Annotated in this window: 9 protein-coding genes; 4 read left to right on the top strand and 5 right to left on the bottom strand. The window is 61.6% G+C overall.

From position 1 onward, the window contains the following. Positions 1-156 precede the first annotated feature (156 nt). Positions 157-654: a MarR family winged helix-turn-helix transcriptional regulator gene (locus tag HDG33_RS19870; protein ID WP_184032284.1), complete on the bottom strand. Its 498-nt coding sequence runs from the start codon at positions 652-654 to the stop codon at positions 157-159. A gap of 112 nt (positions 655-766) precedes the next feature. Here HDG33_RS19870 and HDG33_RS19875 point away from each other — a divergent pair, with 112 nt between their 5' ends. Together HDG33_RS19875 and HDG33_RS19880 are read left to right on the top strand one after the other, a co-directional pair. Further along, positions 767-1,906 (top strand): phosphotransferase, encoded by a 1,140-nt coding sequence (locus HDG33_RS19875; protein WP_260330516.1) that lies wholly within the window; start codon positions 767-769, stop codon positions 1,904-1,906. Between the two features lie 22 nt (positions 1,907-1,928). After that, positions 1,929-2,882, top strand: a complete 954-nt coding sequence (locus tag HDG33_RS19880; RefSeq protein WP_409259040.1) for an SDR family NAD(P)-dependent oxidoreductase — start codon at positions 1,929-1,931, stop codon at positions 2,880-2,882. A gap of 270 nt (positions 2,883-3,152) precedes the next feature. On the opposite strand, the gene HDG33_RS19885 is transcribed toward HDG33_RS19880, so the two are convergent. Next, positions 3,153-3,497: a BON domain-containing protein gene (locus tag HDG33_RS19885; RefSeq protein ID WP_184032291.1), complete on the bottom strand. Its 345-nt coding sequence runs from the start codon at positions 3,495-3,497 to the stop codon at positions 3,153-3,155. A gap of 494 nt (positions 3,498-3,991) precedes the next feature. Between HDG33_RS19885 and HDG33_RS19890 the strand changes: the two genes are divergently transcribed. Both HDG33_RS19890 and HDG33_RS19895 read left to right on the top strand, forming a co-directional pair. Then, complete coding sequence (locus HDG33_RS19890) at positions 3,992-5,548, top strand: methyl-accepting chemotaxis protein (RefSeq protein ID WP_184032539.1); 1,557 nt, start codon at positions 3,992-3,994, stop codon at positions 5,546-5,548. Positions 5,549-5,614: 66 nt separating this feature from the next. Continuing rightward, positions 5,615-6,721, top strand: coding sequence for a lactonase family protein (locus HDG33_RS19895; RefSeq protein WP_409259041.1), 1,107 nt, complete (start codon positions 5,615-5,617; stop codon positions 6,719-6,721). Between the two features lie 238 nt (positions 6,722-6,959). Here HDG33_RS19895 and HDG33_RS19900 read toward each other — a convergent pair whose 3' ends face one another. From HDG33_RS19900 to HDG33_RS19910, 3 genes are read right to left on the bottom strand one after another with little or no spacing between them, the layout of a single operon-like run. Beyond that, positions 6,960-8,468, bottom strand: coding sequence for an efflux transporter outer membrane subunit (locus HDG33_RS19900; protein WP_184032296.1), 1,509 nt, complete (start codon positions 8,466-8,468; stop codon positions 6,960-6,962). Between the two features lie 29 nt (positions 8,469-8,497). After that, on the bottom strand, positions 8,498-9,637 hold the full coding sequence (locus tag HDG33_RS19905; RefSeq protein WP_260330517.1) for an efflux RND transporter periplasmic adaptor subunit: 1,140 nt from the start codon (positions 9,635-9,637) through the stop codon (positions 8,498-8,500). A gap of 18 nt (positions 9,638-9,655) precedes the next feature. Next, on the bottom strand, positions 9,656-12,805 hold the full coding sequence (locus tag HDG33_RS19910; protein WP_184032300.1) for a multidrug efflux RND transporter permease subunit: 3,150 nt from the start codon (positions 12,803-12,805) through the stop codon (positions 9,656-9,658). Between the last annotated feature and the right edge of the window lie 37 nt (positions 12,806-12,842).

Consider the following 12,842-nt stretch of genomic DNA (forward strand, 5'->3'; position numbering starts at 1 on the left):
TGAGGAACCGGCAGCGGCACGAGGCTGGGCTCCTGCGCCGGGTTCCCGCGTTGCCTTTCTGTTGTTTCGGGATGCTCCATAAAAGCTCCTTTCAAATATCGATACGCGTTGACCTGGGGCGCAGACGCTGGTCCATTCCGAGCTTGCTATCGCTAGTCAGCTCAGATTGACGATCATCCGATCGAGTAAATGTTTGACGGTTCGGACTTCTTCGACCGTGAAGCCGCGAAGCTGCCGATTGCTTGCATCGACGATGTGCGGCAGGGTTCCGCGCAACAACTGGCGGCCGTTTGTAGTCAGTGTGAGCTCGACACAGCGTCGGTCGGAAGTGCTGCGAATTCGTTTAATCAATCCTCTTTTTTCAAGCGAATCGAGCTTGCGGGTCATGATGCTGCTGTCAGCGAGCAGCACCCGGCACAAGGCAGTAGGTGTGCGAGCACGTCCGTCGGACAGTGCTTTCAGGATTCCCCACTGTATTGCTGAAAGCTCGCTCGCAGCGAGCTTTCCGTCGATTTCCGCGCCAAGCAGAAGATGAACCAGGTTCATCTTGAACGCGACACTCTCTTCAGTACGGTATTCCCCTGGCGCAAGTCTCTGTGCGAGTTCGGCGCCAGCCGGTTCTCGCTCGAGCGTGACGGAGTCGGATAGATTCATCGATTTCCTGCCAAAAAAGTAGCTGCATTTGCAAGCAACTATATGCACGGCATTCAAAATATGCAACGATAGGCGAGGTGTGGTTTTCCCCATGTTGCGACGGGGAGCAGGTATGCGCGACGATGCGCACGCGTCTTTTTGTTTGCAATCTTCGGGAGGAACCTTGTCGGAATCTGGTGTGGTAAGTGACATGGCGTTGCCTGTCGCTGTTGAGGAAGTGACCGCAAAGTGGCTAACCTCCGCGATCGCGTTCCGCTTTCCCGGGGCCGAAGTAACTTCGTGCCGGCACGTGGAGGTATTGCCGGGTACGTCGACCAAGGTACGCGTCGCGCTCGAGTACAACGACGCGGGACAGGCAATGGCGCTGCCGGCGCGCATGATCGTCAAGGGCGGTTTCGAGGATCACAGTCCTTCGATGAGAGACATGTATCGCAATGAAATGCGTTTTTATCGCGACGTTCTCCCGTTCATCAACATGAACGCGCCTGGATGCTTTTTTGCAGGCACGGATCCTGATGCCTGGCAATCGGTCGTAGTGATGGAAGACCTGCGCGAGCGTAACGTTCAGTTTTGCCGTGCCCAGCAATCGCAGGGCTACGAACAAGTCGCCCTACGGTTGAGTGCGATGGCGCGCTATCACGCGCAAACATGGAACAGCCGGGAGTTCGACAAGGGCGGTCGGCTCGAATGGGTGGGAGAGCGCTTTTCGGACTGGTCGCTGGAATACCAGAACCGATACCTCGAACCGGACGTCTGGGCCCACTACATATCGCTGCCGAGAGGAGCGGCAGTAAGCCGGTATCTGCACGATCGGGACTGGATGATGGCATCTCTCGCGCGCATTGCGCGCGAACATAAGAGCAAACCGGTATGCCTTATTCACGGCGATACGCATCTGGGAAATCTGTACGTCGAAGCTGACGGGACGCCAGGTTTTTTCGATGCCCAGGTCAGTCGGGCGCCTTGGAGCCTCGAGGTCGCCTACCACATAGGGTGTGCACTCGATATCGAGGACCGTCGCTCATGGGAGCGGTCGCTGCTCGAACACTATCTTTCGCAGCTGGCGATTGGCGGGGTCGAGGCGCCTGATTTCGACGAAGCGTGGAACGACTATCGACGCGATCTCGCGTATGGATACTTCATCTTTGCGATTAACGAAACCCGCTTCCAGACCGAAGCAGTGAACACCGCGTATGCGGCACGCTTTGGCGCGGCATTGTTGGATCACGGCACGGTGCGCGAATCGACATGATCCAGGCCAATAATGCAACCGTATGTTGCATTATTGGCTTCGCGAGACTAAGCTCGACCATCGGCAGCCTCCTGGCGAGTTATGGCTTGAACGTGAACGTGCCGGTGCTCGCTCGAACGTTCAAGATGACAATCGACTTTCATCAACCGGTTACAGCATGCCTGTTCCGAAAATCTTTCATCAACGTTTAAGCGGCAAGATCGCGATCGTGACCGGCGCAGGATCGCTGGGTCAGGGCTTTGGCACGGGCAAGGCCATTGCCTGTCTTTTTGCGGCGGAGGGCGCGTCCGTCTGTCTCGTCGATCAGCAGTACGAGCGGGCGGCGGAAACGCTCGCGCTGATCACGGAAGCGGGCGGCAGAGCGTTCGTATCGACCGGCGATATCACGGACGGCGCTGTCTGTGCGCGCATTGTGGAAGAGACCGTTCAGCGGTATGGAGGTCTGGACATTCTCGTCAACAACGTCGGTATCTCAGGCGCGCCGGGGAGATTGCAGGACGTCGACGAAGCGTCCTGGGACCGTGTGATCGACGTCAATCTGAAAAGTGCGTTCTTGATGAGCCGAAGTGCGGTGCCGAATATCGTGGCGCGCGGGGGCGGGGCCATTGTCAACATCGGTTCGGTCGCAGGCATCCGCAGCCACGGGTCGGCCGCGTATGGCTCGTCAAAGGCGGGAATGGTCGGCTTTACGCGTGAACTCGCGGTGATGTACGGCCGCGATCAGGTTCGTGCCAACGCGATTGCTCCGGGGCATATTTTTACGCCAATGGTGGAAAGCATGCTTGACGATAAGGCTCGCGAACGTCGCCGCAAGATCGCGCCCCTCCCATTGGAGGGAGATGCATGGGACGTCGCGGCCGCCGCGCTGTTTCTCGCCAGCGACGAATCGCGATTCATTACTGGCACGTGCTTACCCGTGGACGGTGGCGTGACGCAGATTGCGGCGCTTGCGGCGTACGATCTGGTCCAGCAATAGCCACCGTATCGGGCGGGGTACGTCGGGCGGCAAAGCGTCACTTTCCGCTGTGCTTTCCTGGCCTGATTTTCTCGTAACTTAGCGGGGCCGAATTTGACCCGCGCTACAGGAAACGGCACCTGGGTTGCACTGGCATGGCCGTCGAATTGCGGTTCATGCCAATCGCCGCTTTGCTCGGCCTTGGATAAATATCGCGTTCGATCCGAACGATCTGTCGATGTTCGTCCAGGTCGTCCGCGCCTGGTTCGTCTGTTTTCCGGCAAACGCGCGTCATTGCGGCCTGAGGTGCAGATCGTTGCTCACGGATTGCACCCCCGGCACGCCGCGCGTCACGGCAAGCGCTTTCTGAATCTGTGCCTCCGAATCCACGTATCCTGACAACTGCACGACGCCTCGATACGTCGCGACGCTCATCGGCAAGGGTCTCAGTTCCGGGTTCGCGACGAGCGCCTGCTTCACCCGGGCGGCGAGCGCAGCGTCGTCAGCGGCGATCTTCCCCGGCGCTGTCAAGGGCGGCGTCACCGTGGACTTACAGCCGCTGGTGAACACGAACGCTGGCAATGCGAACGCCGCGACGATCAGCAATCGGCTTTTGATGTATGGCGCGTTTCGCATGTCGGCTATGAAATCCTGATTCGATAAGCGCTAAATGGTGGGCTGAAAAGCGGGCCGAGTGGCGAAGGGATACGGCGCATCTCGGCTTACAAGCTACCTGTATTGGCAGGGCAACCCTTCGCGTCGATTTGGCGAGGCGAATCAGGCGTAGCAATTGCGCAGGTACGAGAGAACGAGTATCTGACTATCGCCATTGCAGTTTCCCACGAACTGCATGCGTTATGCCGAAGACGGTATCTGAAGAAGTTTTCCCATGTCTGAGCCTGTCCATCCTCCCAATACCCGGGCGAGCGCGTTTCAAGGTGTCACGCGGAGGGTCGCACTGTCATCGGTGCGCTGGTCAAAGCGCCGCACGGGGGCAACGAAGACCCTTGAAGCGCCCCGCCAGAAGTCTGATGTCCCGGCATAAAGTTTATCTGCATGCCCATTTTCTAAAGAGATCGCGGAATCTGCCGATAAACAGGTCATCGTACAACACCGGGTTGAAAAGCGGGATGAGAAACGTATCGGTTCGAAATAGTCTCCTGACTGTCTTCCTGATCTTTGCGGCGATGATTTTGCTGGGCGGCGTGATCGGTGTCGCCACGCTCAGCCGCGCGAATGCCAATCTCAACCGCATCCATCAGATTGCGACGCAGGAAATTCTCGTCAACGACGCATACAAGGACTCCACACGCACTCGAGCCGCGTTGACACGAGCCTACTCAGCTCTAAAGGAGCGCAACGACGAGACGACGCGAGACTCGGCATTGAAGAGCGCCGAAACGACGATGAACCGGGCGGCTGCGGAAACCGAGTCGTTTCGAAGCGCCGCCGTTTTTCGTGGCCAGGACGACGGGTTGAAGCAGCAGTTGATCGAATCGTCAGTCAACCTCGCCGCGATTCTGAAGAAAGCCTCCGATGCTCTGCGTGCCGGCGATACGAACGCCTACGCCGCTATCAACGATCACGACATTACGTCAACCGGTGTGGCGTATTCGGTGAATGTCGAGAAATTCCAGAGCATAGCTAACACGTTGTCGAACGATGCCATCGCGCAGGTCGATCGCGAATATACGTGGGTCGTCAGCCTGGTCATTTTCGGAGTGAGCGCGGCGCTGGTCCTGATCGTCGCTGCGCATTTCGCGCTGCGGCGCATCGTGACGACTCCGCTGAACGACGCCGCCAATCTGCTCGATCGAATCGCGGCGAATGATCTGACAGCGCGCATCCCCGAGGCGAGCGGCAACGAGATCGGTCAGCTATTCGCGGCGATGCAGCGGATGCAGCGTGGTTTGGCTCAGACAGTGGCGAACGTGCGCAACAGTTGCGAGGCCATTTACGGCGGCGCGCGCGAGATTGCCGCGGGCAATGTGGATCTGTCGAGCCGCACAGAGCAGCAATCAGCGGCACTGGAAGAAACCGCGGCCAGCATGGAGCAATTGACGTCCACCGTCAAACAGAACGCGGATAACGCGCAGCAGGCAAGTGCACAGGCTTCGAGCGCAGCCGATGTCGCCGAGCAGGGCGGCGAAGTGGTCGAGCGCGCCATCCAGACCATGAATTCAATCAGCCAGAGTTCGCGGAGGATCGCCGAGATCACCGGGATGATCGACAGCATCGCATTTCAGACCAATATCCTTGCGCTGAATGCGGCGGTCGAATCGGCACGGGCCGGTGAGCAGGGACGCGGCTTCGCCGTGGTCGCAAGCGAAGTTCGCAGTCTAGCTCTGCGCAGCGCGGACGCCGCCCGAGAGATCAAGACCTTGATCGGCGCCTCGGTCGAGGACGTGGCTAACGGCAATAGCCTGGTCGCGCAGGCGGGTCAGTCGATGAAGGAGATTGTTAGCGCCGTGCGCGGCGTGGCCACCATCATGAATGAAATCAAGGCGGCAACGATCGAGCAGAGCACGGGCATCGAACAGGTCGGCCAGGCGGTTACGCAGATGGACCAGGTGACTCAACAGAATGCGGCACTCGTCGAAGAAGCCGCCGCTGCCGCTAGTGCGCTCGAACAGCAGGCGCAGTCAATGACGAATGCAGTCTCGGCATTCCGCCTCGCCGCGCAATAGATGCTCCGATTGACCGACGCAAAGCGCTGGTCGATTCAGACAATCTAAACCATTTCTAACTGGAGTATGAACATGAACGTTAAGGGCGTGCTAGGCGCCACCGCAATTCTGATTGCCGGTGCTTCCCTCTCCTGCGTGTCACAGGCCGCGACGTACGCATATGTATCGAATGCTGATAGCCAGGATATCTCGGTTTTCAGTCTCGACAAGTCGAACGGCTCGCTGGCGCCCGTGGAGACTGTGTCTGTCGGTGCAACGGTGATGCCGATGGCGTTTTCGCCGGATCACCTCCGGCTCTACGCAGGACTGCGCTCGAAGCCTTATCGCGTGGTGAGCTTTGCGGTCAATCCGCTCGATGGCCGGCTGATCGAACTCGGCAGGGCGCCGCTTGCGGATAGCATGGCGTATATCTCGACGGACGCAAACGGCCGTTACCTCTTTTCCGCGTCATATGGCGGCAACCTTCTGGCGGTGAACCAGATCGGCGCGGATGGTGTGGTCGGCAACGTACAGCAGACCGTCAAGACCGGCCCGATGGCTCATGCGATCCGCAACGCTCCGGACAACCGTTTCGTATTCGCGTCGGTTCTCGGCTCGGACGCCTGGCTTCGTCTCAAGTTCGACGCCTCGAATGGGCAGTTGACCGAGGACACCGCGCCCGCCTATTCGTTGCCGCCGAAATCGGGACCACGTCACTTCGTATTCTCGTCGGATCATCGCTTCACGTACCTGATTGATGAACTCGACGGCAAGCTGCACGTACTCGCCTTCGATAGCACCCGCGACACCGTGAAGCCGGTCGAAACAGTCTCGATCCTGCCGCCCGATTTCTCCGGCGGCAAGCCATGGGGGGCCGATCTCCACCTGACCCCGGACGGGCGATTCCTGTTTGCATCGGAGCGCACATCGAGCACGCTCGCGGCGTACAAGGTGAACGCTGCCTCTGGCAAGCTGACGCGTATCGGTACATACCAGACCGAAAAGCAACCGCGTGGATTCAATATCGATCCGTCCGGCAAGTACTTGCTGGCTGTCGGGCAATTATCGACGAGCCTTAGCGTGTACAACATCGATCGTAAGACTGGCAAGTTGAGTGCGATCGGACAGTATCCGGTCGGCAAGGGCGCGAACTGGGTTGAACTCGTGGAGTTTGATGGCACAAACGCCGATTGAGGTTTGATTCCCGGATTGCCAGGCTTGAACGGGGCTGCCTTGGAAAGCACCCGGCGCCCCGGTGCAGAACGTCGACCCTCCACTTACGGCCACTCTGAACCACTCGAGCCAGATTTGCCACGGTCTGCTTGCGGGCCGACAGGATGACAATCCGAGCGGTCCGGAATGGCTTGCCAGCACCATGACTGTGCCGCATGGTTCCGGGCGACCGGAGGGCATGCCCCCGCGATGAGGATCATTAGCCGCGGTCACGCACCACATCGCTGCGGTTCCACCATCCGCCGCCGACAGCCTGAAAGAGTGCGACGGTATCGGAATACCGGGTGGCCTGAGTCTGGACGAGGCCGATGCGGGCCTGCTGGTACGTCCGCTGCGCGTCGAGCAGCGCAAGATAGCTGATCGCGCCAACGTGGAACTCGCGCTGGGACACGGCGAGGCTGTCCGCCGCCGCCCGCTCGGCTGCTGCCTCGGCCACCACTGCGTCCGCATCTGATTGCAGCGCTCGCAACGCATCAGCCACGTTCTGAAACGCCGAGATGACGGTGTTGCGATACTGCGCCGCTGCCGCATCGAAAGCGTCAATTGCGGCGCGGCGCCGGTGCAGCAACGTTCCACCTTCGAAGAGGGGCTGCGTGAGTCCCGCTCCCAGGTTCCAGATCGCGCTTCCCGGCGAAAACAGCGCATCGTTGGTCTCGCTGCCATAGGCGGCGCTGAGCGTGAGTTGCGGCAACATATTGGCGGTCGCGACGCCGATCTCTGCGCTTGCGGCGTGCAGTTGCGCTTTCGACGCGCGAATGTCCGGACGCTGCTCGACGAGTGTCGACGACAGGCTGACCGGCAACGTGTCGGGCAACTGCAGCGACGCGAGATCAAACGTCTCGACCAGCTCGTCACTCGGGAAGCGGCCAAGATAGGCCGTGAGCTGATTGCGGGTCAGCGCCAGTTGCTTTTGCAGCGGCGGCAACTGCGCGCGTGTTTGCGCCAGCGTGGCCGCCTGCGCGAGTACCGCCGCATTGGCGACGGCGCCGATCGCGAATTGCCGTTTCAATCCCGCGAGTTGCTGCGTCTCGATGTCGACGATCTCCTCTGTGGCTGCAATCTGCGCCCGCAACGACGCCTCCTGTACGGCGGCCGTGGCGACGTTCGACGTCAAGCTCAGATAGCTCGCCTCGAGTTCGAAGCGGTGGTACTCGGCTTGCGCGGCGAGCGATTCGATCTGCCGGCGCGTACCGCCCCAGATGTCGAGCAGGTAGGTGACGCTCACCGAGGCGTTGTTGAGCCTGAAGACCGGCACCGTGGTCGAGATCCCGAACGGCGAGCCCGAAATCTTCTCGCGAGCAGTCGAGATGTCCGCACTCACCGTCGGGAACAGCGCCCCTTGTGCTGCGTAAAGCGCTTCGTTGGCCTCGCGAAGGGTGGCCTGCGCTGCCTGCAGGCTCGGGTTGGCCTCAAGCGCACGTTCTACGAGTGCGTTCAGCGCAGCCGAGTGGAATAGCGTCCACCATTGCCCCGGAATATCGAGAGCTTGCACGAAGCGCTGCGCCTCGCCGCCGTGGACGTCCGACGCGACGGTTCGCTCCGGCAGCGGCTCCCGCGTATAGCCGCTGAGCTGCGGCGGCCCGGGTGGCGCGAAGTCAGGTCCGACTTCGCAGCCGCCAAGCAGCGTCGCCGCCGAAAGCGCCGCGCAGGCGGCGCTGCGGCAACATGCTGCCCGGGGGTGACGCGCAAAGCCGGGGTTCGATGTCATTGCTGCGCGCTCCTCATGTTACGGGCCGTTTACGAAGGCTTCGCCGCAACCGGTTTCACGGCCATGCCGGGGCTGAGCTTGAGGAGATTGCCGACAACGACCGAATCGTCCCGAACGACGCCCTTCCTGACCGCAACAAGTGGCCCGTAGTCCGAGCCGAGGGTCACATAGCGCTGCTCGACCCGCTTGTCTGCGCCGACGACGTAGACGTATTTGCCAAGCTGGTTGGAGCCGACGGCCACTTGTGGCACCAGCAGCGTGTTAGGTGCGTCCGCGACGTGCAGGCGTACGCGGATGAATTGCCCCGGCAGCAACGTGTGATCCGGGTTCTCGACGGTCGCGCGCGCGGTGATGGTGCCGCTGCTGCGCCCCACGTTGTTGTCGAGAAACGTGAGCCTGCCACGGTACTGCGGGCTCGCGCCCTGACCGACGATGACCTCGGCCGCGATGGTCCCCTTCGCCTGATCGTGCTGGATAGTGGCGAGATCGGTGTCCGGCGGATTGAAGGTGGCATAGATCGGGTCGAGCTGCACGAGGGTGTTGAGCTGGGTCCCCGTGCTGCTGATGAGCGCACCTTCATGCACCTGACTCAGGCTGAGACGCCCGGAGAACGGCGCGCGGATCTTCGTAAAGTCGAGATTGAGCAGCGCCGTCTCGATGAGCGCACGATCCGCCGCGAGCGCGGCCAGGTCCTGATGCTCGGTGCTCGCGGACTGCTGCAGCGTATCGATCGACACGTCGCCCGTCTCGCTCATCAGCGTATTGCGGCGATGGCTGGCGATGGCATATTCGAGCGCCGCCGCATCCTTTGCCGCCTGCGCCCTCGCCTGATCGAGCGCCGCCTGATAACTGCGCGGATCGATCTCATACAGGAGTGTGCCCTTGCTCACGTCCGAGCCATCGGACACCCCCTGCTTCGCCAGGTAGCCGGTCACCTGCGCCTGAAGCGTGACGGTGCGGATCGCGTCCGTGGTGCCGACATATTCGAGGTAAACCGGCACGGTATGCTCGACCACCTGGGTTACGGGCACCTCGGTGGGGGCGGCTGGGTCCGGCGCGGGCGGGCTGCCGGTAGCCTGTCGCGCTCCCCCACCTGTGAACGACAGGACGCAGACGACTACGGCGATCGCCAGGCCTGTGGCTACAACGCGAAGTTTGCCGACTCTCATTGCGCCGTTGCTCCCCGATCAATCCCCGGACGCCGCCTCGCCGCCATCGCGAGGCGCGCGACCGATACGTTTGAGCACGGCTTCACGCAAGTGCTCGATCACCGTGTAGAAGATCGGCACGAATCCGAGGCTGAGCAGGGTGGCGGCGAGCATGCCGCCTACCACCGTCGTCCCGATCGAGCGGCGGCTCGCGGCGCCCGCGCCGGAGGCGATCATCAATGGGACGGCGCCAAAGATGAACGCGAACGCGGTCATGAGGATCGGGCGCAGACGCAGGCGGGCCGCCTCGGTCACCGCCGCGACGATATCGAGGCCGGCTTCGCGGCGCCGCTTGGCAAATTCGACGATCAGGATCGCGTTCTTCGCCGCCAGCCCGATCAGCAGGACGAAACCAATCTGCGCATAGATGTCGACCTGCATGTGGCGCAGCCACAGCAGCCCCAGCGCGCCGAACAGGGCTAGCGGCACCGTGAGGATGATGGTGAACGGCAACGTCCAGCTCTCGTATTGCGCGGCGAGGAACAGGAACACGAAGGACAGCGCGAGCGCGAAGACCATGCCCGCGACCGAGCCGGCCTGCAGCTCCTGATAGGTAATGCCCGTCCAGTCATAGCCGAAATCCGCCGGCAAAACGCGCGCCGCGCGCTCCATCGCCGCGATCGCCTGGCCCGAACTGTAGCCCGGCGCCGCACTGCCGGTGATCTCCGCGGCACCGTAGAGGTTGTAATGAGGCACCGTGTCCGGCCCCACCGTCGGTTCGAGCCGGCCGAGCGTGCCCAGCGGCACCATGCTTCCCGCGGCGTTGCGCACGTAGAGCCGCGACAGGTCGCTGCGGTTCCCGCGGGCGTTGTCGTCGGCCTCGAGCAACACCTCGAAGGTGCGGCCGAACAGCGTCACATTGTTCACGTACAGCGAGCCGAGATAGATCTGCATCGTGTTGAACACATCGCTCAGGTTGAGCCCGAGCAGCTTCGCCTTCACGCGGTCGAGATTGAAATCGTATTGCGGCGTCGAGGTGTTGTAGCTGGTGAGCAGGGTGCGCCGCTCGAGTTCAGGCTGTTGCCGCGCCTGGGCGAGAAAGGCCTGGGTCGCCTCGCCGAGTGCGGCACTGCCCCGGCCGCTCAGGTCCTCGATTTCGAAATCGAAGCCGCCGAAGGTGCCGAGGCCGGCAATAGTCGGTGGAATCAGTGCAAGCGCCACCGCCTCCGGAATCTGATTGAGCTTCGGCTGTACTGTGGCGATGAGGTTGGCGACGCTCTGCTTCGCACCTCGCTCGTCCCACGGCTTCAGGATCACAAACTGGGCCGCACTGTTCGACGTCGTGCTGCGAGTGATGAAATTCAGACCGCTGATGGACAGCACGTTCGCCACGCCGGGTGTCGCCCTCAGGATCGCGCGGGTCTTCTCCACCACGGCTTCGGTGCGTTGCAGCGAAGCGCCATACGGGAGTTGCGTAATCACATAGAAATAGCCGGGATCTTCAACCGGCAAAAAGGCGGAAGGGATCGTCGAATGGAGCAGCCAGGTCACACCCAGGCCGCACGCGAAGACCGCCAGCGCGAGCCAGCGCAGCCGGATCAAGTCGCGCAGCGAATTCGCGTAGTGGCTGCGCGCCCAGTTAAAGCCTTGATTGAACTTGCGAAACAGGATGAACCGTGGCGGCCTGTCCCGTCGCAACAGCAACGCGCAGAGCGCCGGACTGAGCGTCAGGGAATTGAACGCCGAGAGCGCCACCGAAATGGCGATGGTCAACGCAAACTGATTGTAGAGACGGCCCGTCACGCCCGGAAGGAAGGCGATCGGCACGAACACGGCGCCGAGCACTGCCGAGGTGGCAACGATCGGCCCCGTCACTTCCCGCATCGCCGCCTTCGCCGCAGCCATGGGCGTAAGCCCGCTCTCGAGCTGGCGTTGGACATTCTCGACCACGACGATCGCATCGTCGACGACGAGGCCGATAGCGAGGACCATGCCGAGCAGGCTGACCGTGTTCAGCGAAAAGTCGAGCACCAGCATGATCGCGAGGGTACCGATGAGCGCCACTGGAATGGCGATCATCGGAATGAACGTGGTCCGCCAGCTCTGCAGGAACAGGAACACGACGCCCAGCACCAGCAGCAGCGCAAAGCTAAGCGTCTTCATCACCTCGACCATCGAGGCGGACACGAACATGGTGGTGTCGTAGGTGATGCCCCACGCCATCCCTTTCGGGAAGCGCTTTGCAAGCGTCTGCATCGTGTCCTTGACACGCTGGTCGAGGTCGAGCGCATTAGCGCTCGGCAACTGGAAGACGGCGAGCAGCGCCGCCGGGTGTTCGTTCACGGAGGCGCTAGAGGTGTACTGAAGTGCGCCCAGATCGATGCGCGCCACGTCGCGCAGATACACAGTTGCGTCGCTCGCCGTGCCGGCGCGCAGCACGATATTGCCGAATTGCTGCGCGTCCGCCAACTGGCCGTGGGTGTTGATCTGGTATTGAAACGTCGTGCCCGCCGGCGCCGGCGCCTCGCCGAACTTGCCTGCGGCGACCTGCACATTCTGTTCGGCGATCGCATGCTGCACATCGGTGGCTGTCATGCCGAGCGCGGCGAGCTTGTTGGGGTCGAGCCAGATGCGCATCGAGTAGCGGCGTTCGCCGAAGATCGTGACATCGCTCACGCCGGGCAGGCGCTTGAGCGAGTCGACGAGCTGGAGATAAGCGTAGTTGCTGAGGGTGACAGGATCGATCGAGCCGTCTGGCGAATAGAGATTCACCGCCAGAACAAAGTTCGGGTTCTGCTTCTGGATGGTGATGCCGGCCTGATTGACGATGCTGGGAAGCTGCGCCGTCGCCTGCGAGATGCGGTTCTGCACGTCGACCGCGCCGATGTCGATGTTGTAGCCGACGTTGAACGTGACGGTGATCGTGGACGTGCCATCGTTGGCACTCACCGACGACAGGTAGCTCATACCCGGCACGCCGTTGATCTGCTCTTCGAGCGGCGCGGTGACGGTGTCCGCCACGACCTGCGCGCTCGCACCCGTATAGGTCGACTTGACCAGAACCTGTGGCGGCGTGATCTGCGGAAACCGCTCCACCGGCAGGTTGAACCAGGCAATGAGCCCCGCGAGCACCATGATGATGGCGATCGACGATGCGAAGATCGGACGCTCGATAAAGAAATCGACCATTGACCTCGCCCCGAGTCCCAGGTAGCTTGACGGAAAC

It is taken from the genome of Paraburkholderia sp. Cpub6 (assembly GCF_014201065.1).
GTDB lineage: Bacteria > Pseudomonadota > Gammaproteobacteria > Burkholderiales > Burkholderiaceae > Paraburkholderia > Paraburkholderia tuberum.

Coding starts and splice junctions, on each gene's coding strand:
- HDG33_RS19870 (WP_184032284.1), bottom strand. CDS start 654: ATGAATCTATCCGACTCCGTCACGCTCGAGCGAGAACCGGCTGGCGCC.
- HDG33_RS19875 (WP_260330516.1), top strand. CDS start 767: ATGCGCGACGATGCGCACGCGTCTTTTTGTTTGCAATCTTCGGGAGGA.
- HDG33_RS19880 (WP_409259040.1), top strand. CDS start 1,929: ATGTTGCATTATTGGCTTCGCGAGACTAAGCTCGACCATCGGCAGCCT.
- HDG33_RS19885 (WP_184032291.1), bottom strand. CDS start 3,497: ATGCGAAACGCGCCATACATCAAAAGCCGATTGCTGATCGTCGCGGCG.
- HDG33_RS19890 (WP_184032539.1), top strand. CDS start 3,992: ATGAGAAACGTATCGGTTCGAAATAGTCTCCTGACTGTCTTCCTGATC.
- HDG33_RS19895 (WP_409259041.1), top strand. CDS start 5,615: ATGAACATGAACGTTAAGGGCGTGCTAGGCGCCACCGCAATTCTGATT.
- HDG33_RS19900 (WP_184032296.1), bottom strand. CDS start 8,468: ATGACATCGAACCCCGGCTTTGCGCGTCACCCCCGGGCAGCATGTTGC.
- HDG33_RS19905 (WP_260330517.1), bottom strand. CDS start 9,637: ATGAGAGTCGGCAAACTTCGCGTTGTAGCCACAGGCCTGGCGATCGCC.
- HDG33_RS19910 (WP_184032300.1), bottom strand. CDS start 12,805: ATGGTCGATTTCTTTATCGAGCGTCCGATCTTCGCATCGTCGATCGCC.